This window comes from Pandoraea thiooxydans (assembly GCF_001931675.1).
GTDB lineage: Bacteria > Pseudomonadota > Gammaproteobacteria > Burkholderiales > Burkholderiaceae > Pandoraea > Pandoraea thiooxydans.
In genome coordinates, this window is the sequence record NZ_CP014839.1 from 868,052 (window position 1) to 891,283 (window position 23,232).

Below are 23,232 nucleotides of genomic sequence, written 5' to 3' on the forward strand. Positions count from 1 at the left end.
GAGGCGACAATGAAGCAAATCACAGCCATCATCAAACCCTTCAAGCTCGACGAGGTGCGCGAGGCGCTGGCCGAGGTGGGCGTGGCCGGCCTGACGGTGACCGAAGTCAAGGGCTTTGGTCGCCAGAAGGGACATACCGAGCTGTATCGCGGCGCTGAATACGTGGTCGATTTTCTGCCGAAGATCAAGATTGAAGTCGTGGTCGGCGCCGATCAGGCCGAGGCGGTCATCGACGCAATTCTGGGCGCCGCCCGCACCGGCAAGATCGGCGACGGGAAGATTTTTGTCACGGACGTCGAACGGGTGATCCGCATTCGCACCAGCGAAGAAGGCGAAGCGGCGGTTTAAGACCGGGGCGGGGCAACGGCTGCCGCCGGGATCAGCGCGGCGAGCCCGCCTGCAGCAGCACCACCAGCGCGCCCGAGCCGCCGTCTTGCGCGCGCGCCTGACAAAATGCCATGACCTCGTTCTTTTGAGCGAGCCAGATGCGCACCTTGTGCTTGAGCACCGGTTCGCGATTGACGGACCCCAGGCCTTTGCCGTGGATGACACGCACGCAGCGCAGGCCGCGCTTGACGGCCTGGTGCAGAAACTGCGCCAGCGCCTCGCGTGCCTCGTCGCGGCGCAATCCATGCAGATCGATCTGAGCCTGTATCACCCAATGCCCGCGGCGCAGCCGCTGCACCACCGTGGTGCTCAGGCCGGGGCGCCGGAACGACAGGGTTTCATCCGTTTCGAGCAGCGTATCGGCATCGAATTCATCAGACAGCGATTCCTGCAGCACGGCGGCCTCGTCCTGGCGCGTGTGGCGTGGCAATGGTTCGGGGCGAGGGCGCTCGAGCGGAGCCCGCTCGTCGCCGTGTTTGCCGGGCAGCGGCGTGATGTCGCCCACGCTGCGACGAAAAATCTGTGCTTCGGCCGCCTGCTCCCGGCGGCGCTGCTCGGCCAGCAGGCGCTCCTCGGCTTGTGCCTTGGCTTGATCCTGCAGGCGGTTGCGCAAATGAGCCAGTCCGGCCAGATCTAGCCTCGGCGGTTTCTTGCCCATGATGCCTCCATGCGTCATGCGGGCGCCGTGACGGCACGGCGCCCGCACGTTTTACTCCTGACTTTCCAGGTAACGCTGCGCGTCGAGCGCGGCCATGCAGCCCGTGCCCGCGCTGGTGACGGCTTGGCGATAGACGTGATCCTGCACATCGCCGGCCGCAAACACGCCGCTCACGCTGGTCGCGGTCGCGTTGCCGTCGAGTCCGCCGCGCGTGACGATGTAGCCGTTTCTCATTTCCAGCTGGCCTTCGAAAATGTCCGTGTTGGGCTTATGGCCGATGGCGATGAACACGCCCTGCAGCGCAATCTCCTCGGCCGTGCCGGTCTTGACGTTCTTGACGCGCACGCCGGTGACGCCCGAGTCGTCGCCCGTGACTTCGTCAAGCACGGTATCCCATTTGATCGCCACGCGGCCTTCTTTTTCCTTTTCGAGCAGGCGATCGACCAGAATCGGCTCGGCGCGGAACTTGTCGCGACGATGGATCACCGTGACTTTCCTGGCGATATTCGACAGATAAAGCGCCTCTTCGACCGCGGTGTTGCCGCCGCCGACCACGCACACGTCCTGCTGCTTATAGAAGAAGCCGTCGCAGGTGGCACAGGCCGATACGCCGCGGCCGCTGAACTTTTCTTCCGACGGCAAGCCGAGGTATTGCGCGGAAGCCCCGGTGGCGATGATCAGCGCGTCGCAGGTGTATTCGCTGGCGTCGCCGATCAGGCGCAACGGCCGTTCGTCGAATTTCACGGTGTGAATGTGATCGAACACGATTTCGGTATTGAAACGCTCGGCATGCTCGAGAAACCGCTGCATCAGTTCGGGACCCTGCACGCCGTTGGCGTCGGCCGGCCAGTTCTCGACGTCGGTGGTCGTCATCAACTGCCCGCCCTGCGCGATACCGGTGATCAGTACCGGATTCAGGTTGGCGCGGGCGGCATAGACGGCAGCTGTGTAGCCGGCCGGGCCGGAGCCGAGAATCAAAACTTTTGCGTGCTTGACGTTGGACATGGCGTGTATCGGAGAGAAAGCCCGGCGATACCGGTGTGGCGGCCGGAAAGCCCTCATTATAAGGGGCGCAGGGCTCGCGCGTTGATCGAACCTGTCAATCCAAGCCATAGCCGTCGTCAGGGCGGATGCCGCCGCGGGCTTGTAAAACCTGCTTACGCTTTTGTCCGGCCGAGCGGCATTTGTTGTTTACAATGGAGCCCTGGCCCACGCAGCCGCCGGCATGCCGTCATCGACACTGCCTCGCGCCTGCGGTTTCTATTCACGGATTGATGACGACCAAATCTTCCTATTCCGCCGCCAACGGGGCATCGTTGCCGAATCGCATGTCCCGCCTGCTCAACGAAATGCGTTGGATGGTGCAGGTCGCGGTCATGGCCTTCCTGCTGATGATCCTGCTGACCTACAGTCGCCAGGATCCGGGCTGGACGCACGCCGCCCACGTCGAGCAGATCGCCAACTGGGGCGGTCGGGTCGGCGCTTGGATTGCCGATATCCTGTTGGTGACGTTTGGCTTGTCGTCCTACTGGCTGGTCGTGTTTCTGGCGCGGCGGGTGGTGCGCGGGTATCGCCGTATCGCGCAGCACCGTATGCCGCCGCCGTTGCGCGAGCGCCTCTATAACGGCGGGTGGATCGAACTGGTGTCGTTCGTCCTGTTAATGCTGTCGAGCACAGGCATCGAGTCGCTTCGTCTCTATTCGCTCAAGCTGCAGTTGCCGCGCGCGCCGGGCGGTATCATCGGCGATCTCGTCGGCAGCGGCATTCAGCATGCCCTCGGTTTCACGGGCGGCACCCTTTGTCTGCTGTTCCTGTTCGCTTGCGCACTGAGCCTGTTTTTCCATTTTTCGTGGCTCAGCGTGGCCGAAAAGGTGGGTATGCTGCTGCTCGACACCGCTTCGCTGATTCGCCGCAGGCACGAAGCCAAGCGCGATCGCAAGCTCGGCGAGGAGGCCGCGATGGCGCGCGAGGGGATGGTCGAACAGGGGCGCGTGCGCAAGGAAGTGCAGGAGCCGGTGCAGATCGTGCCGGCGGTCGTCACGGTGGCAAAGTCGGAGCGCGTCGAGAAAGAGAAGCAGGTGCCGCTGTTCCAGGATTTGCCCGATTCGACCTTGCCGCCGCTGGCCCTGCTCGATGCCGCGCCCGTGGCCCAGGAAACCGTGTCGGCCGAGACGCTGGAATTCACCTCGCGGCTGATCGAGAAAAAGCTCAAGGATTTCGGCGTCGAAGTCAGTGTGGTGGCCGCCTACCCGGGGCCGGTCATCACCCGCTACGAAATCGAGCCGGCGACCGGCGTCAAGGGCAGCCAGATCGTCAACCTGGCCAAGGACCTGGCGCGCTCGTTGTCGCTGGTGTCGATTCGCGTGGTGGAAACCATCCCGGGCAAGAATTTCATGGGGCTGGAGCTACCCAACCCGCGCCGCCAGACCGTGCGGCTGACGGAAATTCTCGGCTCGGAGGTCTACAACGATTCGCCGTCGCTGCTCACGCTCGCATTCGGCAAGGACATCAGCGGCAAACCGGTGGTGGCCGACCTCGCCAAAATGCCCCACCTGCTGGTGGCGGGCACGACCGGATCGGGCAAATCGGTGGGTATCAACGCAATGATCCTGTCGCTGCTCTACAAGGCGACCGCCGACCAGGTACGGCTGATTCTGATCGATCCGAAGATGCTTGAAATGAGCATGTACGAAGGGATCCAGCATTTGTTGTGCCCGGTGGTCACCGACATGCGCCAGGCCGGCCATGCGCTGAACTGGACGGTGGCCGAAATGGAGCGCCGCTACAAGCTGATGAGCAAGCTGGGCGTGCGCAATCTGGCCGGCTACAACAACAAGATCGAAGAGGCGGCCAAGCGCGAGGAAAAGATCCCCAATCCTTTTTCGCTGACGCCGGACGCGCCCGAGCCGCTCGAAAAATTGCCGTACATCGTGGTGGTGATCGATGAGCTGGCCGATTTGATGATGGTGGTCGGCAAGAAGGTCGAAGAGCTGATCGCGCGGATCGCCCAAAAGGCGCGCGCTGCCGGCATTCACCTGATCCTGGCCACGCAGCGGCCGTCGGTCGACGTGATCACCGGCCTGATCAAGGCCAACGTGCCGACGCGGGTGGCCTTCCAGGTGTCGTCGAAAATCGATTCGCGCACCATTCTCGACCAGCAAGGCGCCGAGACACTGCTCGGCATGGGCGACATGCTGTTCCTGCCGCCAGGCAGCGGTTTGCCGCTGCGCGTGCACGGCGCCTTCGTCGCCGACGACGAGGTACACCGCGTCGTCGAGCGCCTCAAGGAGCAGGGCGAGCCGAATTACATCGAAGGCATCCTCGAGGGCGGCACGCTCGACGGCGAGGAGGGCGGCGCGCCGGGCGAGGGCGGAACCGGCGCGGGCGGCGGCGAGTCCGACCCGATGTACGATCAGGCGGTCGCGGTGGTGCTCAAGCATCGTCGCGCCTCGATATCGCTGGTGCAGCGCCACTTGCGCATCGGCTACAACCGGGCTGCCCGGCTACTCGAACAAATGGAACAATCGGGCCTGGTGTCCGCGATGGCCAGCAACGGCAACCGCGAGATCCTGGTGCCCAACCGCGAGGGAGAATAACTGCATGCGTTTTAGCAAATACTGGGCCGCGCTGTTTGCCGGCGTGACCTTGATGGCCATGTCGGCCGGCGCGATGGCCGATGGCGTGTCGCAGATCAAGGCGTTCGTGGCGCAGGTGAAAACCGCGCGGGGCGAGTTCGAGCAGCACCAGATCAATCATGACTCGAACGGTGAACCCAAGTCGCGGCAGGAGGCGTCGGGTACCTTTGAATTCGCCCGTCCGGGCCGTTTCATCTGGATCTACCAGAAGCCATACGAGCAACTGCTGCAGGCTGACGGCGAAAAGCTCTACGTGTACGACAAGGATCTCAAGCAGGTCACCGAGCGCAAGCTCGACGCGTCGCTTGGCGCGAGCCCCGCGGCGATCCTGTTCGGCAGCGACGATCTCGAGAAGAACTTCGTCCTCAAGGACCTCGGCGCCCGCGACGGAATCGACTGGGTGGCGCTCACGCCCCGCTCGAAGGATACCCAGTTCCAACGCGTGGCGATCGGTTTCAAGGACAACAATCTCGCCGCCATGGAACTGCACGACGCATTCGGCAACACGACGATGCTGACCTTCAAGAACATCCAGAAAAATCCTCACATCAATCTGAGCCATTTCAAATTCGTCATGCCCAAAGGGGTCGATGTGATCAAGGGATAAACGGCATTGCCCCGGCGTCACTGGCATAATGAGCCATTGCGCCACCCTCCCGGACGGCGCACTCGTGCGCCGTTCGCGTTTTTCGCTTCCCGCTTCATGCCCCGCCGTCGGCGAGGCCAAGGTTATGCTCGACTCGCCACTCCAAGCTTCCGTGCCGCTGGCTGAACGCCTGCGGCCGCGCACCATCGACGATGTGATCGGCCAGCGCCACCTGTTGGGCCCGGGCAAGCCGCTGCGCGTCGCCTTCGAATCGGGCCGGCCGCACTCGATGATCCTCTGGGGCCCGCCGGGAGTGGGCAAGACCACGCTGGCGCGGCTGATGGCCGATGCGTTTCACGCCTATTTCATCGCGCTCTCGGCGGTGCTCTCCGGGGTCAAGGACATTCGCGATGCGGTCGAGGCGGCGCAGATCCAGCGCGCGCAGGGCAAGCAGACGCTGGTGTTCGTCGACGAAGTGCATCGATTCAACAAGAGCCAGCAAGACGCCTTCTTGCCGCACGTCGAATCCGGATTGTTCATTTTCGTCGGTGCGACTACCGAAAACCCGTCGTTCGAAGTCAACGGCGCATTGCTGTCGCGCGCCGCGGTCTATGTGCTCAAGAGCCTGTCGGACGATGAACTGAGCGAGCTCCTCGCACGAGCTTTGGCCGAACTGGGCGGTGAGCTCACGCTGACCGACAGTGCCCGGGCCGCCTTGACCGCATCGGCCGACGGCGACGGCCGCAAGCTGCTCAACAATATCGAGATCGTCGCGCAGGCCGCCTTGATGCAGCAGGCCACGGTGATCGACGACGCACTGCTGGCCAGCGCGCTGACCGAGAGCCTGCGCCGCTTCGACAAAGGCGGCGATGCGTTCTACGATCAGATCAGCGCATTGCACAAATCGGTGCGCGGCAGTGCGCCCGATGCCGCGCTCTATTGGTTCTGCCGCATGCTCGACGGTGGCGCCGATCCGCGCTATCTGGCGCGCCGCATCGTGCGCATGGCCTGGGAGGACATCGGCCTGGCCGATCCGCGCGCCGCGCGCATCACGCTGGACGCGGCCGAGACCTACGAGCGCCTGGGCACGCCGGAGGGCGAACTGGCATTGGCGCAGGCTGTCCTGTATTTGGCCGCCGCGCCCAAATCCAACGCCGGCTATATGGCCTACAACCAGGCCCGGGCCTTTATCGGCAAGGACAAATCGCGCGCCGTGCCGGTGCACCTGCGCAATGCGCCGACCAAGCTGATGAAAGAGTTGGGGTACGGTCACGAATACCGTTACGCGCACGATGAGCCTGATGCGTATGCGGCTGGCGAAAATTACTTTCCCGACGATTTGCGTGCCCAGCAGTGGTACAAACCTGTGCCGCGCGGGCTCGAGGGCAAGATCGCCGAGAAGCTGCAATGGCTCAGATCGCTGGATGCCCAATGGCGCAAGCAGCAGGCTGCCGGGCAGCGCCAGCGCCAGGCCGAGCCGGCCCCCGACGACAAGCCGCCGCCCGAACCGGCTGACGCCGGGGATTGATGCGCGAAGCGCCGAGCGCCGAATCCGTGGCCGGGTCGGGTAAAATCGCCTACCTGACGTTCTACAACTTAGCCCGGCCTACCCCATGCTCGATATTCAACTCCTTCGCAAAGACATCGACGCCGTCGCGCAACGGCTCGCCACGCGCGGTTACTCGCTCGATGTGAGCGCTCTGCAGTCGCTCGAGACCGAGCGCAAAGAAATCCAGACCCGTACCGAGGAACTGCAGGCGCGCCGCAATACGCTGTCCAAGCAAATCGGCGTGCTCAAAAGCAAAGGGGGCGACGCCAGCGAGGTGATGGCCGAGGTCGGCGGTATCGGCGGCGAGTTGAAGGCCTCCGCGATGCGCCTGGAGGTCATTCAGGCGCAACTCTCGGAACTGCTGCAGGGGGTGCCGAACCTGCCCGATGCGAGCGTGCCGATCGGCCGCGACGAAACCCAGAACGTGGAGGTGCGCCGCTGGGGCACGCCGCGCGAGATGGGCTTTGCGCCGCGCGACCACGTCGATCTGGGCGCCGGTCTGGGGCTCGACTTCGACGCCGCCGCCAAACTCAGCGGCGCGCGCTTTGCCGTGATGAAAGGCGGTATCGCCCGCCTGCATCGGGCCCTGGCGCAATTCATGCTCGACGTCCACACGAGCGAGCATGGCTATACCGAGGCCTACGTGCCGTATATCGTCAATAGCGCGTCGATGCGCGGCACCGGGCAACTGCCGAAATTCGAGGAAGACCTGTTCAAGGTGCCGCGCAAGTTCGGCACCGACGAGGGCGAGCGAATCGAGAATTTCTATTTGATCCCCACCGCCGAGGTGTCGCTGACCAATCTGGTGCGCGACGAAATCCTCGATGCCGGTGTGCTGCCGCTCAAATTCGTCGCCCATACGCCGTGCTTCCGCTCGGAAGCCGGCAGCTACGGCAAAGACACGCGCGGCATGATCCGCCAGCACCAGTTCGACAAGGTCGAGTTGGTGCATATCGTCAACCCGGAGCAATCGTACGAGGCTCTCGAGGCGCTGGTGTCGCACGCCGAGGCCATCCTGAAGAAACTCGAGCTGCCGTTTCGCACGATCGTGCTGTGCACCGGCGATATGGGGTTCGGCAGCGCCAAGACCTACGACCTCGAAGTGTGGATCCCGGCACAGAACACTTATCGCGAAATCTCCTCCTGTTCGAACATGGAGGCGTTCCAGGCGCGGCGCATGCAGGCGCGTTTTCGCAACGCGCAAGGCAAGCCGGAACTGGTGCATACGCTCAACGGCTCGGGTCTCGCGGTCGGCCGGGCGTTGGTGGCGGTGCTGGAAAATTACCAGAACGCCGACGGCTCCGTCACGATTCCCGAGGTGCTGCGGCCCTACATGGGCGGGCTGAGCCAGCTGACGCCAGCCAACGGGTAAAGTCCATCGAATAGTCGTGTCCTGGGGCTTGGTTTTTGGCAGGATTTTCTGCTAGAATCGCTGTTTCGCCGCCTGTTAAACCATAGGCTGGACGATGTTGTAAGGAAAGGTGGCAGAGAGGTCGAATGCGCCGGACTCGAAATCCGGTGTACGGTTATACCGTACCGTGGGTTCGAATCCCACCCTTTCCGCCAAGAAGTATCGAAGTCGAAGCCGGAACCATACGGCTTTTTCTTGCGATGTCGATCGGTGGTTGAATCGCATCGCCTAATTTTGCAACGGTCTCTGTGTGTAAACTGGGCCGCTGAACTAACGCCACGCACAAGGAATGCATGACAAAGATCGCTATTAGAGATGGTGAGCCGCTCGAGGTGGCCCTGCGCCGCTTCCGCCGCGCGATTGACAACACCGGCCTGATCAAGGAAGTGAAGGCACGGATGTCCTACGAAAAACCGACCACCGAGCGCAAGCGCAAAAAAGCTGCCGCGGTGAGCCGTTTGCGTAAGCGCCTGCGTAGCCAAACGCTCAAGAAAAAGATGTACTGAAAATTCGTAACGGATTCGTTCCGTTACGATGAAAAGACCCGCCTGATTTTTTGCCGGCGGGTTTTTTCGTTACTGTCGTCATTGCTGGCATCAGGTAGCGCAAAAGCGTTGTCGGCGCTGCCCACCGGTGGGACGGCCGTTGCCGAACTGTGGTACTTTGACGCCATCCCAAGGTTAAGCGGACGATTCGCGTGAAAAAAACCACACTAATGCTGATGTTTGCCGTCGCGACCTTGATCCAGGGATGCGCCCTTTACGTCCCCGCGCCAGGCGTGGTCGTTGTGCCGGATGGCCCGCGTGGCGGGCCCGGCAACGGTTTTTGCCCGCCAGGGCAAGCGAAAAAGGGAAACTGCTGAAACTCCCCCGGGTTCCTTGCCCGGACAATGCATGCCGCCTTGCGTGAACGTTCACGACACGGCGGCCAATTCCTTGACGTGAGCGACGTGGGAATTTATCATGCCGCCAACTCAATTCCTGGAGGTATCTGTGAATACCGATGCAAGTTGTAGTCGATCTCCGATCGGCCTGACTGCCTGAGGATCCGCAGAACTTCGTCGTCTGCCGCATCCTGCCAGGCAGGGTGCGGTGTCTGAAGGCCCGACTCGTCGGCCTGCCGTTACCGTAAATTTCAAAGTTCGGACATTCGGACGAGCCACTCGTGCCGCTGCACGGGGGTTTGTCGTTACTGGTCTGTCCGGAGAATGGCGCGCCGCAACGTCTGCGGCCGTGCCATTCGCAGCCATGCGAGGAAGCCCATGCGCATTTTCAATTCCGCTCCATTCGGTCGGCACGGCGGGCCGACCTATCACCTCACCATCGTCTGCTTGAGCTCGGCGCTCAATGCATTGCGCAAGCAGCTCTTCATCGATCTGAATACGATTGGCTTGCGTGTCACGCAAGTTGTCGTCACGCGGGAGACCGGCGACGATGTCGCGTCGGCGACCGTCACCTTGGCGTGCCCGCCGGATTCGCGAGCCGCGCTGACGACGCTTGTCATGCGCCTGGGAGAAGACCGCAATGTGCGCCGGGTCAACTGGTCGGGCGCCGCGCCTTGATTTGGCCATTGCCCTGCGTTGCCGGGCGGCGTCTCGGGTGCCGCGGCGGCGGCACGATGTCCCGCGGTCGCGTTGCGGCGGGCGCGCTGGCGGCGTCCGGTCCGGCACGGCCCAGGGCTGTCTGCACGAATGCAACAACCCTAAGTAAGGCCTAAGTCTGATACCGTAGCTTGCAAGGCTGAATTCCTGGCGAACACAACTTTTCAGCGAAGGGGAGGCACATGCGGATACTGCTGGTGGAAGACGACCGCATGATTGGCGAGGCGGTCATGCTTGCGCTGCGCGACGCGGCCTACGCGGTCGACTGGACGCAGGATGGCGACAGTGCACTGGCGGCGCTGAGTGCCCAGGAGTATGAATTGGTGCTGCTCGACCTCGGTTTGCCGCGCCGCGACGGCGTCGACGTGCTGCGGCAAATGCGTTTGCAGGGGTGCGCAACGCCGGTGCTGGTGATGACCGCGCGCGACGCCGTCGAAGACCGTATCCTGGGACTCGATCTGGGCGCGGACGACTACCTGGTCAAGCCATTCGATCTCGGTGAGATGCTTGCCCGCATGCGGGCCGTGATCCGGCGCCATGGCGGCCAGGCCAGTCCGCTGCTCAGCAACGGCCCGCTGAGCCTCGACCCGGCGACGCACGAGGCGCGCCATGGCGGCAGCGTCTGCCGTCTGTCGGCGCGCGAATATGCGCTGCTGCACGCGCTGCTGGTGCGGCCGGGCGCGATCCTGTCGCGCACCGAGCTGGAGGAGCGTATCTACGGCTGGAACGAAGAAGTCGAGAGCAACGCGGTCGAATTTCTGATCCACGGGGTGAGGAAAAAGCTCGGCACCGACGTCATCAAAAATGTCAGGGGGGTGGGATGGATGGTGCCGAAAGTCGACTGACGAACCGCTCGCTGTTTCGCCGCATGGCGGTGTATCTGTCGGCGACGATCCTCGGGGTCGGCTTGCTGGGTGCCGGCCTGTCGTTTTTCTCGGCTTTCGAGCAGGCCCGCGATTTACAGGACGATCAGCTCAAGCAAATCGCCTGGCTGTTCCCCGCAGGCGAGATGGCCGAGCAGCTCACCGACGGCGTTCTGCGCGGCGACGCTGACGAGGCCGCGCGCATCCTGATTTTTCGCGTGCAGCCGGGCCTGCCGTCTCATGACAAGGCAGACAAGCTGCCGCTGCGCGTGGCGGGCACACTGCCCGACGGATGGCATACCGTCACCGCGCATCACGACACGTGGCGCGTCTACCTGCGCACGCTGAAGGGCTCCGAGCGCATCGCGGTGGCGCAGCGCACCGAAGCCCGTGACGACATTGCCCGCCGCAGCGGCTGGCTGACCTTGTTTCCGTTGCTCGGGCTGATCCCGGTACTGATTTTGATTGCCGCGTTGCTGGTGCGGTTTTTTCTTAAATCCATCACCCGCCTGTCACGCCAGGTCGACGAGATGGGCGACACCAACCTGACGCCGCTGTCCAGGCAGGGCGTACCCAGTGAAATCCTGCCGTTCGTTCGATCGATCAATCGCCTGCTCGAACGTCTGGCGCTCTCGCTCGAGCAACAGCGGCGCTTCGTGGCCGATGCCGCGCACGAGTTGCGCACGCCGGTGGCCGCCTTGACGATTCAGGTGGAGAACCTCGGCCAGGTCGATTTGCCCGCACCGGCGCGCGAGCGCCTCAAATCGGTCGCAGGGGGCCTCAAGCGCATGCGCGTGCTGCTCGAGCAGTTGCTCGAACTGGCACGCTTTCAGGCCAAACCGGAGATGATCGACGAGCGCTTCGACGCGACCCTGCTCACCAAGCAGGTCATCGGCGACCTGTTGCCGCTGGCCGAGGCCAAGGGCGTCGATCTGGGCATGATCCACATGGATGCACTTACCATGCGGGGCCGTGCCGACGACCTCGGTTCGATTTTGCGCAACGCACTCGACAATGCAATCCGCTATACGCCGCAGGGCGGGCGCATCGACGTCAGCCTTCGGCGCGATGCCACCGGCGCCGCGGTGCTGGAAGTGCGCGATACCGGGCCGGGTATCCCCGCCGACATGCTCACGCGGGTTTTCGACCCGTTCTATCGCGTATTGGGTACCGGCGAAGCGGGTAGCGGTCTGGGGCTGGCAATCGTGCGCAGCGCGGCAGCCCGCCTGCATGGCCAGGTCAGCGCGGCCAATGCAGTCGACGGGCAGGGTGGACTGATCGTACGCTTCGTGCAGCCGCCGGCGTTGGTTGCCTATCGGGCCGGTCGGTCGAGCGCCGGATAGTGCCGGAAAATGCCCGTATCGTTGAACGGGATGCGGCGCGAGGAGGCCAGATAAGCGGCGATGCGCGCTCGCGCGGCGACCCGGTCGTGCAGATCGATCAGGCGGGGATAGGCACGAGCGGCGCCGCTCATGGCGTGCGGGAACGCATAACGCAGTCCTTCGATCATTTGAAACATCGATAAGTCCGCGTACGACAGCGCATTGCCGACCAGATAGCGCTCGCCCGCCGGATTGTCCGCCAATACCCGTTCGAAATAGGCGAGGAACTTGGGTAGCCGGTGCCGCAAAAAGTCCTCGGCGCGCCGCAGCGCCTCCGATTGCTGTTCTTCATAGTACAAGCCGCTGCCGATCGGGTGGTGTGTGTCGTGCACCTCGGTGAGCATGTCGGCAATGGTCAACTGCAGGCTGTTCGTCCACAGGCGCCTGGTCTCGCTCTGCCCGACCAAGCCATGGCGAGGTCCCAGAAACAGCAGGATATTGGCGGTTTGCGCGATCAGCTGTTTGCCGGCCCGCAGGAACGGCGGCGCGAAGGGAGAGTGCGGGTGGCCGGCATCCTGAAAAATCCCGATCATCGCCGACACGCCACCGTGTCGGTCCGACGGCGCGCGCGCCACATCGATGTACTCGGCGGCGGCCTCCTCCAATGCGAGCCGAACGAATTCGCCGCGCCCCTGGATAGACGGCCAGTAATACAGTTCATAACGCATGAAGCCCTCCTCGTAATCGAGCGTGCAAATGCTGCGTCTGGGATCAACGCTGGCACCGCGAAAGCGTCTTTGTCAAGTGTCCCGCGTAGCTGATTTCGGCCCGAAAATTTATTTTTTATCAATTGCCCCGATATTGGGCAGATATCTTGACAGGCCCGCTGGCAGGCGATTTCCCCGCGGCGATCAAAACTTATTCACAGGGTTTTTCACAGATGATGTGAATAACTTCTATAGGCTTTGGTCCCGCCGCGGCCCGGGCCCGCGACACGCCTATGGCGCGACGGCCATTGGCCCGGAGTTCGAACGGTCGCAGGGCAGAGCGGAAATTGCCAATGCTCGATGCCGTCCAGCCGTTTGGTTGGCATCCCTGACGATTGGGCTGACCGGTGCTTGCCAAGGCAGCGCGGGAGTCTTGGCGACATACCGTTTTGCATATTTGCCGCGGCCGTTTCACGACAGAAACGTTTTATCGGCAGCCCGCTTGAGTCGCTCGATAATCTTGCTAAATAATTCAATCAAATTAGAGGCTTAAGCGTTCTGGCATGGATATCGCTTGAGCTCTGGTGTAACAGAGAGATCTAGCATTCACAAAGGTCGCGCCTGAAGGCAGCCGCGTGTTGCCGGGGCTCCCTTTTGCCCAAAAAAAGACTCATGTTGCGGGCCCTCGCTGCGTTTCGTCCGGTTGCCGGCGAACGCGCGCTTTCGGCATCAGGTAAGGGGGCGCATATGAAACGGTTTCTGACACTCTTGTTATCACTGTTCATCGCGTGTGCTGTGGTCGGTGTCACGATCAACACCGCCTATGCGTGCGGTTGTGGCGGCGGCGGCGGTGGTGGTGGCGGCGGCGGCGGCGGCGGCGGTGGTGGCGGTGGCGGCGGCGGCGGCGGCGGTGGCGGTGGTGGCGGTGGTGGCGGTGGTGGCGGTGGCGGCGGCGGCGGCGGCGGCGGCGGTGCGGGCGGCGGTGGTGGTGGCGGGCCCGACGGCGGTGGCGGCGCATATAGTCACAGCACGTCGTCGGTCACGGTCGATGGTCCGCGGCGCGAAGTGCCTACGCCTGGCGCCAGTGGTCCGAGACGCGATGCTCCTCCCAGCAACATCGACGGGCCTCGCCGCGAGATCAATGGCCGCATGGTCGGGCTCAACACATGTACATCCAGCCCGTTCTGGCATTGCTATTGATCGGCATCCTAAGATTGCCGTCGACGCTGGCGTTGCAGGCTTGAAACACCGTGTCGGCTGCCACGCGACGCCAGCGGGCGACTTCAATCACGGAAAATCTGACCTAAAATGTAACGGTGGTGCCTGAATGAAAGGAGGTTGCCATGTCTGGAATCGGGCTGTGGATGATGGTCATTGCGTTGATCGTAAGCTTCGCGCTCGGCATGATGGTCGACTACCTATGGGTCAGCCACGCCGGCGAAAGTACGTCGCACAAGCGCATGGACTGGCATCATCTGAGAGACCGCATGCGTCACGGTCATTAAGCGCCTGGTCGCCCGGCTGTTGACGAACCAACGAGTCAATCGCCGGGCGACTCGCGCAGCCTTCGCCATAGTGTCGAGCGGCTGATTCCCAGCCGTCGGCACACTTCGTCGCGATCGCCCCCGCACTCGGCGAGCATCGCGCGGATCAGGTTGCGCTGGCTCCGCTGGCTGATATCACGCAGTCCGCGCGACACTGAGCCGGCCGATGGCGCGGCAGACTCGGAGTTCGGGCCGAACAGCTCCGGGGCAATGTCGAGCCACCGCATCGAGCGCAGCGCCGCGACGTCGGGCAAAGCCGCGCATGACACGGCGATGCGCTCGAGCACGTTTTCCAGCTCGCGCACATTGCCCGGCCACGCGTAGTTCTGCAGCAGCGGCTCGAGTTCGGCCAGCAGTTGCGCGGCGCCGAGTTGCGCGCCGGCGCGGGTCAGTGCGCGCTCCAGCAGGCGGTGCGCCAGCATCGCGATGTCGCCGCGGCGCGCGTGCAACGGCGGCAACGTCAGGCGCAAAATATTGAGCCGATAGTAGAGATCTTCGCGGAAGTCGCCCTGCGCCACCAGCGCGCGCAGATCGCGGTGGGTGGCGGCAATCACCCGAACGTCGAACGGGATCGGCTCGTTCGCCCCCAGCCGCAGGACTTCTCGTTCCTGCAGCACGCGCAACAGGCGCGTCTGCAGCGGCAGTGGCATTTCGCCGATTTCGTCGAGAAACAGCGTGCCATTGTGCGCGGTCTCGAAAATCCCGGCCTTGCCGCCGCGCCGCGCGCCAGTAAACGCGCCTTCCTCGTAGCCGAACAACTCGCTCTCCAGCAGCGTCTCCGGAAATGCCGCGCAATTGATCGCGACGAACGGGTAGTCGGCGCGCCGGCTGGCATTGTGGATGCCCTGCGCGACGAGTTCCTTGCCGGTGCCGCTCGCGCCGTCGATCAATATCGTCGAATCGGTCGCGGCGTAGTGCCTGGCGAGCGTGCGGATGCGCTCGATCGGGGGCGACGTGCCGACCAGATCGTCGAGCCGGTAGCGGGCCACCAGATGACGAGGCCGATGGCGCGAGCGCAGCGAACGGTCGATCCGGCTGACCGCCAGCGAATCCTGGCAGGTCAGCACCGCGCCGGTCAGCACGCTCTGCTCGCGCAGGGGGATGCGATTGACCACATAGGTCTTGCCAAGCAGCGGCACAATGGTTTCCAGTTCGGCCTCGCCGCTGGCCAGTGTGCGCTGCAGGCTGAGTTCGGGCGCGACGCTGCCCAGCGTGCGGCCGGTCAGCGAGGTGCCGGCCTCCAGGCCAAGCATGGTCAGCATCGGCGCATTGATCGATTGAATGCGCTCGTTGGTGTCGACCGCGATCACCCCATCGCGCAGGTGGCGCAGGATCGTGTCGAGCCGCTCGCGTCGCCACGCTTCGATGCGGCTAAAGCGTGCGACTTCGAGCGCGGTTTCGAAGGCCGCGTGCACCGAGTCATGCGAATAGAGAAAAATGCCCGCCATGCCGCTCTTCTCGGCCAGTTCCGTCACCAGCCCCGGCCCGACCACCGCCTCGATGCCGCGCTGGCGCAGCATTTGCACCAGATCCTCGGCATCCTGGGCATTGCGGTAAGACCACTGGCCGACGTCGAGCCCGAAGGCGTTCTTGAAACGCTCGAACTCCAATACCGGCCGCGCATACGACACCAGCGCGATACGCGACGAAATGCGGCGCGCGCGCGCCAGCGCCTGCATCACGTCGAAACCGGTGACCTTGACCAGCACCACCGGCAATGCCAGGCGCTCGCGCAGATAGGCGCCGTTCGACCCCGCCGCGATGATGCCGTCGACCGTGCCCGCCGGTTGCGCGGCCAGTTCGTCGATCACCTCGTCGTAGCCCTTGTCGATGATCTGAATATCGGCGGCCGCTGCGTACTCCGGCACGATGTCGCGGTACAGCGCGCCCAGTTTGCTGATGCCCACCGCCCATAGCGTCGGCTTGCGCGACGTTGTCGCAACGGGACGTGTCAGGGACGACAGTGGCGGCGCGGGCAGGGTAGACATGAGTTCAAAGAGGGCCGGAAAACCCGTTCAGGATAGCACGTGAAATTTCAAATTTGCATTTTGAGATTTCAAAATTGAAATGGATGGGCATTGCCAACCTTCCAAACAGCTCATCATGCGCAAAAATAACTCAATGGAAATAATGCGTTAGCGTTTTACCCAGCGGTACGGTGTGTGATGGCACAGCTCTTGCTGAATATCGATCATTTCGTCACCCTGTGTTCGGAGAAGTCTCATGACAACATCGTCATCCGGTTCCGCCGGCGCGAAATTTCGCGCCGCGGTGCAAACCGAGCTGCCGTTGCAGATCGTCGGCGCAATCAACGCCAACCATGCCTTGCTGGCGCAGGCCGCCGGCTTCAAAGCAATCTACGTTTCCGGCGGCGGTGTGTCGGCCGGCTCGCTGGGTTTGCCCGACCTGGGCATTTCGACGCTCGACGACGTGCTCACCGACGTGCGGCGCATCACCGATGTATGCGACCTGCCGCTGCTGGTCGACGTCGACACCGGCTTCGGGCCGTCGGCGTTCAACATCGCGCGCACCGTCAAATCCCTGATCAAGTTCGGCGCCGGCGCCATGCACATCGAAGACCAGGTCGGTGCGAAACGCTGCGGGCATCGACCCGGCAAGGCGATCGTCAGCCAGGAAGAAATGGTCGATCGCATCAAGGCCGCTGTCGATGCGCGCACCGACCCCGATTTCGTGGTGATGGCGCGCACCGACGCACTGGCCGTCGAAGGGCTGTCGGCCGCCATCGACCGTGCCTGCGCCTGCGTCGAGGCGGGCGCCGACATGATCTTCCCCGAAGCCATGACCGAACTGTCGATGTACCGTCAATTCGTCGACGCGGTGAAGGTGCCGGTACTGGCCAATATCACCGAATTCGGCGCCACCCCGCTGTTTACGGTGGATGAATTGCGCAGTGCCAATGTCAGTCTGGTGCTCTATCCGCTGTCGGCGTTCCGCGCCATGAACAAGGCCGCCCAGAACGTCTATCAGGCGATTCGCCGCGACGGCACGCAGCAGGCCGTGCTCGACACCATGCAGACGCGCGCCGAGCTGTATGAAAGCATCGGCTACCACGTCTACGAACAGAAGCTGGACGCGCTTTTCGCCCAGCAAAAAGCCTAAGCACCCACTTTGATCTGGAGGATTCCATGAGCGAAAACACTGCCGCCGCCGGCTTCAAGCCGAAGAAATCCGTCGCGCTGTCCGGCGTCACCGCTGGCAATACCGCGTTGTGCACCGTCGGCCGCTCGGGTAACGACCTGCACTACCGCGGCTACGATATTCTCGATCTGGCCGAGCAATGCGAATTCGAGGAAGTCGCCCACCTGCTGGTGCACGGCAAGCTGCCCACCGGCACCGAGCTGGCCAGCTACAAGCGCAAGCTCAAAGGGCTGCGCGGCCTGCCAGCGAACCTGCGCGCGGCGCTCGAACAGATTCCCGCCAGCGCGCATCCGATGGATGTGATGCGCAGCGGCGTGTCGTTGCTGGGCACCATCCTGCCGGAGAAAGACGATCACAACCTGCCTGGCGCTCGCGATATCGCCGACCGCCTGATGGCCAACCTGGGCAGCATGCTGCTGTACTGGTATCACTACAGCCAGCACGGCCGCCGCATCGAAGTCGAAACGGACGACGACAGTATCGGCGGACACTTCCTGCACCTGTTGCATGGCACCGTGCCCAGCGAACTCGCGGTACGCGCAATGCACACCTCTCTGATTCTGTACGCCGAGCACGAATTCAATGCCTCCACCTTCACCGGGCGGGTAGTGGCCGGCACCGGTTCGGACATGTACTCGGCGCTGACCGGTGCGATCGGCGCACTGCGCGGCCCCAAGCACGGCGGCGCCAACGAAGTGGCGTTCGAGATCCAGCAGCGCTACGATACGCCCGACGAGGCGGAGGCCGACATCCGCCGCCGTGTCGAGGCCAAGGAAGTGATCATCGGTTTTGGCCATCCGGTCTACACCATCAGCGATCCGCGCAATGAAGTCATCAAGCGTGTGGCGCGGCAACTGGGCGAGGCGCAGCACAACCTGAAGATGTACGCGATCGCCGAGCGGCTCGAGAGCGTGATGGCCGAAGTCAAGAAGATGTTCCCCAACCTCGACTGGTTCTCGGCGGTGAGCTATCACCTGTTGGGCGTGCCCACCGCGATGTTCACTCCGCTGTTCGTGATCGCGCGCACTTCCGGCTGGAGCGCGCATATCATCGAGCAGCGCGTCGACAACAAGATCATTCGGCCCAGCGCGAATTACACTGGCCCCGAAAACCTGAAGTTCGTGCCGATCGACCAACGCGGTTGAGCGGCGCGCCGGATTACGATTTTTTTGACTGAAGAGAAACCATGTCTGCTGCCATTTCATCCGTTCGCCCGGCACCCGATCAGGTGCTGGTCGACATCGTCGACTACGTGCTCAATTACGAGATCAAGAGCGACGCCGCGTGGGAAACCGCGCGCTATTGCCTGATCGATACGCTCGGTTGCGGCCTCGAGGCGCTCTCGTACCCGGCCTGCACCAAGCTGATGGGCCCGATCGTGCCCGGCACGGTGGTGCCCAACGGCGCCAAGGTGCCCGGCACGCAGTTCCAGCTCGATCCCGTGCAAGCGGCCTTCAACATCGGCGCGATGATCCGCTGGCTCGATTTCAACGACACCTGGCTGGCCGCTGAATGGGGCCATCCGTCCGACAATCTGGGCGGCATCCTCGCCACCGCCGACTGGCTCGCGCGCAATGCCGTCGCCAACGGGCAGCAGCCCCCGACCATGCGCGCGGTGCTCGGCGCGATGATCAAGGCCCACGAAATCCAGGGCTGTCTGGCGCTGGAGAACTCGTTCAACCGCGTCGGGCTCGATCACGTGCTGCTGGTGAAAGTTGCCTCCACCGCAGTGGTCGGACAACTGCTGGGCCTCACGCGCGACGAGCTGCTCAACGCCGTGTCGCTGGCTTTCGTCGACGGGCACAGCCTGCGCACCTACCGCCACGCCCCCAACACGGGCAGCCGCAAGTCGTGGGCCGCGGGCGACGCCACCAGCCGCGCGGTGCGCCTGGCGCTGATGGCCAAGACCGGCGAGATGGGTTACCCGACCGTGCTTACCGCGAAAACCTGGGGCTTCTACGACGTCCTGTTCAAGGGGCAGCCGTTCAAGTTCCAGCGCCCCTACGGCAACTACGTGATGGAGAACGTGCTGTTCAAAATCTCGTTCCCGGCCGAGTTTCATGCGCAAACCGCGGCCGAAGTGGCGATGACGCTGCATGGGCAACTGGCCCAGCACGGCAAGCGTGTCGAGGACATCGCGAAGATCACCATCCGCACGCACGAGGCGGCGATCCGCATCATCGACAAAGAGGGCCCGCTGGCCAATCCGGCCGACCGTGACCACTGCATCCAATACATGGTCGCGGTGCCGCTGCTGTTCGGACGCCTGACCGCCGAGGACTACGAGGACCGCATCGCCAGCGACCCGCGCATCGATGCGCTGCGCGCGAAGATGACCTGCGTGGAGGATCCGCAGTTCACCCAGGATTACCACGACCCCGACAAGCGTTCGATCGCCAACGGCCTGACGGTGACCTTCAACGATGGCTCGCAATTGCCGGAAGTCGTGGTCGCGTATCCGATCGGCCATCGGCGCCGCCGCGATGAAGGCATGCCGCTGCTGGTCGAGAAATTCAAGACCAATCTGGCGCGGCGCTTCCCCGCCAAGCAGCAGGACGCCATCCTCGCGCTCACGCTCGATGCGGCCAAGCTGCAGGCCATGCCGGTTCAGCAGTTCGTCGATATGTTCGTGATCTGAGCCGGCGCGCCAATGGCGTGCCTTCGTTCGGTGTGACCAGCGCCGGCCGGACTCGCGTGTCTCACGCGGGCCGGCCGGCGCTGTTTTTTGTGGCGCGCCGTCGGCGCTGTGCGCGCCGGGTTAACCCCGATGCAATTTGGAACGTAAATCATAGGATTTCATATATATGTATGAAATCCTAAAAAGCGTTTTGCCATCTCGCTGGGCCAGCTCGATCGGGCCAACGCGTGGTTGGACCAAGCGGTTCGGCGGAACTGGCACTATCGCGCGCATTGTTGCGTGCACATACTGCAATTACCTCACCGGATCGTCGCCCGGTGAGGCGGTCGATGCGGAGACACCAGCCACAACGTCCCCGATCGTTTGGCCGACGACGTGGTTCGAGCGCCGAGTCGAGACGAAAAGGAGTCTCGCATGCCCGTGACGCCGGATATTCCTGACAGGCAGGCCCCCGCTGCGGCGGAGAACTCCGCGAGCGGTGGCGGCGGCGTTTCCTCCGATACCCCCGCCGAGGACGCTGCGCAGGCGGAGGACGTCCGCCGCGGCTCCATGGGGGCCCGGGTGGGCGGCCATGTGCATCGGCTGGCCACCATCATCGCGTTGATCTGCGCCGTCGCGGTTTGGCAAATCGTCTCGATTCTCCATGTGTTTCCCCCGATTGCCTTGCCGTCGCCGACGGCTGTGTGGCGCGCGCTGGTGCTGCTTCTCTCGCAAGGCTATGGCGGGCGCTCGCTGTTCGAAGACATGTGGATCAGCGTCGTGCGCATCGGCATCGGCTTTCTCGGCGCGGTGCTGCTCGGCGTGCCGATCGGCCTGGGCATGGCGCGCAATCCGCTGATCTTCCGCGTCATCGATCCGTTCCTGCAGTTCGTCCGCCCGGTGCCGCCGCTGGCCTACATCCCGTTGCTGGTGGTGTGGTTCGGCATTGGCGAGTTGCCGAAAATACTGCTGATCCTGGTGGGCACCGTGCCGGTCATCATCATCGGCACCATCTCTGGCGTCAAAGGCACGCCGGCACTCAGGCTGTCGGTGGCGCGCACCCTCGGCGCCTCGGAGGCGCAAATTTTCCGCTACGTCATTTTGCCGTCGGTATTGCCGGAGATTTTCACGGCCATGCGCGTGGGCATCGGTGTGGCATGGACCTGCCTGGTGGCCGCGGAACTGATCGCGGCCGATCAAGGCCTCGGCTGGCTCGTTCAGTACGCGGGGCAGGCGTTGCAGGTGGCCATCGTCATCGTTGGCATCATTGTGATTGGCATCCTTGGTTATTGCATGGAACTTCTTATTCGCGTGGTCGAGAGCCGTGCCGTTCCGTGGCGCGGTCATACATAACAACGGAGGTTGCTGTGAAAAAGATCGGTCAATACGTTGGGGTTTGCCTGCTCTCATCGCTGCTTGGCCTGGCGATGGCCGCGCCCGTGCTGGCGCAGACGCCGGATGTGGTCATCGGCTACGAAAACAATGGCGCCGACCCGTATATGGTGACGCAGGGCCTGGGGTTGTTCCAGAAAAACATTCCCGGTCACGTCAGTCTCAAATTCTTCGATTCGGGCCCGGCGGCGATGAGCGCACTGGCCTCCAACAGCCTGCAGTTCATGTGCGGTCTGGGCATCCCGCCGTATGTCACCGGCATCTCTCAAGGCTTGCCGTTTGCCATCGTGTTCAACCAGGAGCGCTACACGACGGACGCCGGCATCGTCGTGCGCCCGGGCAAGGGGATCAATTCGGTGGCCGACCTGAAGGGCAAGACGATCGCCATCGTGGTTGGCTCGCAAGCCTCGTTCGAGCTCGCGACGTTCCTCGATCAAGCTCACGTGCCGATGGACTCGGTGCGCCAGCTCAATATGTCGCCGCCTGAAATGCACGTGGCCTGGAGCACCGGCAGCATCGATGCGGCGATTGTCTGGGATCCGGTGTTCGACGCGTTGCAGGGACTGGGCGGGCATGTCCTGAAATCCGACGGCGACTTGCCGCAGGACGCGTCCTCCTACAACATCTGCATCGTCAACACCCAATGGGCCAAGCAAAACCCGAAGATCGTCGCCGCTTTCGTGCGCGCGATGGATCAGGGTGTCACCTACACCAAGGAGCATCCGGACAAGGCGCTTGCCATCATGGCCAAGCAATCCGGCGTGACCCTGCCGGTGGCCAAGGCCGAACTGGCTGGCTACGACATTTATTCCGCGCAGGATCAGCTCACGCCCAAGGTACTCGGTTCCGGTGCCGGCGTCGCCACGTCGGCGACCACCAAGACGCTGGAGAACACCGCCAAGGTCTTGAAGAAGATCGGCCGGATCACGGAAATGCCGAGTAATTTCGCCTCGGCGGTCGATTCCAGTTACGCGGCCGAGGCAGTCAAGTCGAAGTAACCGGTTCACCGGGCCGCCGCGCACGCGCCGACGGCGGCCTCTGGCTCGCATTGCTAGCAAAGGTTGGGTATGCCAATTGTCATCGACCAGGTCTCCAAGAATTTCGGCGCGACCCGTGCGCTGGACAAAATCTCCCTGACGATCGAGGACGGCACCTTCGTGACGATTCTCGGCGCCTCGGGCTGCGGCAAGTCGACCTTGCTGAACATGCTGGCCGGCCTGACACCCACGAGTGCCGGCCGCCTGACGCTCGATGGCCGGCCGATCATGAAGCCGGGCCCCGATCGGGTAGTGGTGTTCCAGCAGCCCGGCCTGTATCCGTGGCTGAGCCTGCGCGACAATATTGCCTTCGGCCTGCGCATGCGGGATGCGGGTCAGATCGACTGGAAGCTGGTCGATGAACTGATCGACATCATTGGCCTCAAGGGCTTCGAGAAGCACAAGCCCTACGAGCTCTCCGGCGGCATGCAGCAGCGCGTGGCGATCGCGCGCGCGCTGGTGATGCAGCCTCGCGTACTGCTGATGGACGAGCCGTTCGGCGCGCTCGACGCGCAAACGCGCCGGACCATGCAGCAATTCCTGCTCGATCTGTGGGAGCGCATCCATGCGACTGTCGTGTTCATCACGCACGACATCGACGAGGCCATTCTGCTCGGCAGCCGGCTCGTGGTCATGAGCACCCGCCCTGGACGAATTGCCCTGACCAGCGAGATTCCGCTGGCTCGCCCGCGCCACTGGGAGATGATGCTGGAGCCGGCGTTTCTCGATCTCAAGCGGCAGGCCATGGCCATTCTGTCGGTTTGA

General features: G+C 63.4%; 21 protein-coding genes and 1 tRNA gene. 17 read left to right on the plus strand and 5 right to left on the minus strand.

What is annotated here, in order from left to right; translation table 11 throughout:
• Positions 1-9: 9 nt before the first annotated feature.
• A complete protein-coding gene (locus tag PATSB16_RS03935; protein ID WP_047212733.1) occupies positions 10-348 on the plus strand; it encodes a P-II family nitrogen regulator in 339 nt (112 codons plus the stop codon).
• A 31-nt stretch (positions 349-379) separates the two neighbouring features.
• Here PATSB16_RS03935 and PATSB16_RS03940 read toward each other — a convergent pair whose 3' ends face one another.
• Together PATSB16_RS03940 and trxB are read right to left on the minus strand one after the other, a co-directional pair.
• On the minus strand, positions 380-1,045 hold the full coding sequence (locus PATSB16_RS03940) for a Smr/MutS family protein (protein WP_047216245.1): 666 nt from the start codon (positions 1,043-1,045) through the stop codon (positions 380-382).
• 51 nt (positions 1,046-1,096) lie between these two features.
• Positions 1,097-2,050 carry a thioredoxin-disulfide reductase gene (trxB, locus tag PATSB16_RS03945; protein WP_047212734.1) on the minus strand — a complete coding sequence of 318 codons (954 nt, stop codon included), beginning with the start codon at positions 2,048-2,050 and terminating at the stop codon, positions 1,097-1,099.
• A gap of 269 nt (positions 2,051-2,319) precedes the next feature.
• On the opposite strand from trxB, the gene PATSB16_RS03950 reads away from it, so the two are divergent.
• From PATSB16_RS03950 to PATSB16_RS03990, 9 genes are all read left to right on the plus strand, one after another.
• A complete protein-coding gene (locus tag PATSB16_RS03950; RefSeq protein ID WP_047212735.1) occupies positions 2,320-4,641 on the plus strand; it encodes a DNA translocase FtsK in 2,322 nt (773 codons plus the stop codon).
• A 4-nt stretch (positions 4,642-4,645) separates the two neighbouring features.
• Positions 4,646-5,287, plus strand: a complete 642-nt coding sequence (gene lolA / locus PATSB16_RS03955) for an outer membrane lipoprotein chaperone LolA (protein ID WP_047212736.1) — start codon at positions 4,646-4,648, stop codon at positions 5,285-5,287.
• 124 nt (positions 5,288-5,411) lie between these two features.
• Entirely contained in the window at positions 5,412-6,794 is a 1,383-nt protein-coding gene (locus PATSB16_RS03960; protein ID WP_083566853.1) for a replication-associated recombination protein A, read from the plus strand.
• Between the two features lie 85 nt (positions 6,795-6,879).
• Positions 6,880-8,187: a serine--tRNA ligase gene (gene serS, locus PATSB16_RS03965; protein WP_047212737.1), complete on the plus strand. Its 1,308-nt coding sequence runs from the start codon at positions 6,880-6,882 to the stop codon at positions 8,185-8,187.
• 103 nt (positions 8,188-8,290) lie between these two features.
• Positions 8,291-8,381, plus strand: a tRNA-Ser gene (locus PATSB16_RS03970).
• A gap of 138 nt (positions 8,382-8,519) precedes the next feature.
• A complete protein-coding gene (gene rpsU, locus PATSB16_RS03975) occupies positions 8,520-8,732 on the plus strand; it encodes a 30S ribosomal protein S21 (protein ID WP_047212738.1) in 213 nt (70 codons plus the stop codon).
• 755 nt (positions 8,733-9,487) lie between these two features.
• On the plus strand, positions 9,488-9,787 hold the full coding sequence (locus PATSB16_RS03980; RefSeq protein ID WP_047216247.1) for a hypothetical protein: 300 nt from the start codon (positions 9,488-9,490) through the stop codon (positions 9,785-9,787).
• Positions 9,788-10,008: 221 nt separating this feature from the next.
• A complete protein-coding gene (locus PATSB16_RS03985) occupies positions 10,009-10,671 on the plus strand; it encodes a response regulator (RefSeq protein WP_047212739.1) in 663 nt (220 codons plus the stop codon).
• Complete coding sequence (locus PATSB16_RS03990; protein ID WP_047212740.1) at positions 10,647-12,032, plus strand: ATP-binding protein; 1,386 nt, start codon at positions 10,647-10,649, stop codon at positions 12,030-12,032. The genes PATSB16_RS03985 and PATSB16_RS03990 overlap by 25 nt, the downstream gene beginning before the upstream one ends.
• Here the strand turns inward: PATSB16_RS03990 and PATSB16_RS03995 are convergent.
• Entirely contained in the window at positions 12,002-12,739 is a 738-nt protein-coding gene (locus tag PATSB16_RS03995) for a glutathione S-transferase (protein WP_047212741.1), read from the minus strand. The two genes, PATSB16_RS03990 and PATSB16_RS03995, sit on opposite strands and share 31 nt — an antisense overlap.
• Before the next feature lie 753 nt (positions 12,740-13,492).
• Complete coding sequence (locus PATSB16_RS20990; RefSeq protein WP_169834597.1) at positions 13,493-13,744, minus strand: hypothetical protein; 252 nt, start codon at positions 13,742-13,744, stop codon at positions 13,493-13,495.
• 317 nt (positions 13,745-14,061) lie between these two features.
• On the opposite strand from PATSB16_RS20990, the gene PATSB16_RS20795 reads away from it, so the two are divergent.
• The gene (locus PATSB16_RS20795; RefSeq protein ID WP_156884595.1) at positions 14,062-14,223 is read left to right on the plus strand and encodes a hypothetical protein; all 162 of its coding nucleotides are present in this window, start codon (positions 14,062-14,064) and stop codon (positions 14,221-14,223) included.
• A gap of 35 nt (positions 14,224-14,258) precedes the next feature.
• On the opposite strand, the gene prpR is transcribed toward PATSB16_RS20795, so the two are convergent.
• Complete coding sequence (gene prpR, locus PATSB16_RS04005; RefSeq protein ID WP_072628602.1) at positions 14,259-16,250, minus strand: propionate catabolism operon regulatory protein PrpR; 1,992 nt, start codon at positions 16,248-16,250, stop codon at positions 14,259-14,261.
• Between the two features lie 235 nt (positions 16,251-16,485).
• Here prpR and prpB point away from each other — a divergent pair, with 235 nt between their 5' ends.
• The 6 genes from prpB to PATSB16_RS04035 all read left to right on the plus strand — a co-directional run bounded on the left by prpB (position 16,486) and on the right by PATSB16_RS04035 (position 23,232).
• Positions 16,486-17,382 carry a methylisocitrate lyase gene (gene prpB / locus PATSB16_RS04010; RefSeq protein WP_047212743.1) on the plus strand — a complete coding sequence of 299 codons (897 nt, stop codon included), beginning with the start codon at positions 16,486-16,488 and terminating at the stop codon, positions 17,380-17,382.
• Positions 17,383-17,408: 26 nt separating this feature from the next.
• The gene (prpC, locus tag PATSB16_RS04015) at positions 17,409-18,566 is read left to right on the plus strand and encodes a bifunctional 2-methylcitrate synthase/citrate synthase (protein WP_047212744.1); all 1,158 of its coding nucleotides are present in this window, start codon (positions 17,409-17,411) and stop codon (positions 18,564-18,566) included.
• Between the two features lie 41 nt (positions 18,567-18,607).
• On the plus strand, positions 18,608-20,059 hold the full coding sequence (locus PATSB16_RS04020; protein ID WP_047212745.1) for a bifunctional 2-methylcitrate dehydratase/aconitate hydratase: 1,452 nt from the start codon (positions 18,608-18,610) through the stop codon (positions 20,057-20,059).
• A gap of 414 nt (positions 20,060-20,473) precedes the next feature.
• Positions 20,474-21,391 carry an ABC transporter permease gene (locus PATSB16_RS04025; protein ID WP_237170293.1) on the plus strand — a complete coding sequence of 306 codons (918 nt, stop codon included), beginning with the start codon at positions 20,474-20,476 and terminating at the stop codon, positions 21,389-21,391.
• 14 nt (positions 21,392-21,405) lie between these two features.
• A complete protein-coding gene (locus tag PATSB16_RS04030; protein ID WP_047212746.1) occupies positions 21,406-22,428 on the plus strand; it encodes a taurine ABC transporter substrate-binding protein in 1,023 nt (340 codons plus the stop codon).
• 69 nt (positions 22,429-22,497) lie between these two features.
• Positions 22,498-23,232 carry an ABC transporter ATP-binding protein gene (locus PATSB16_RS04035; protein WP_047212747.1) on the plus strand — a complete coding sequence of 245 codons (735 nt, stop codon included), beginning with the start codon at positions 22,498-22,500 and terminating at the stop codon, positions 23,230-23,232.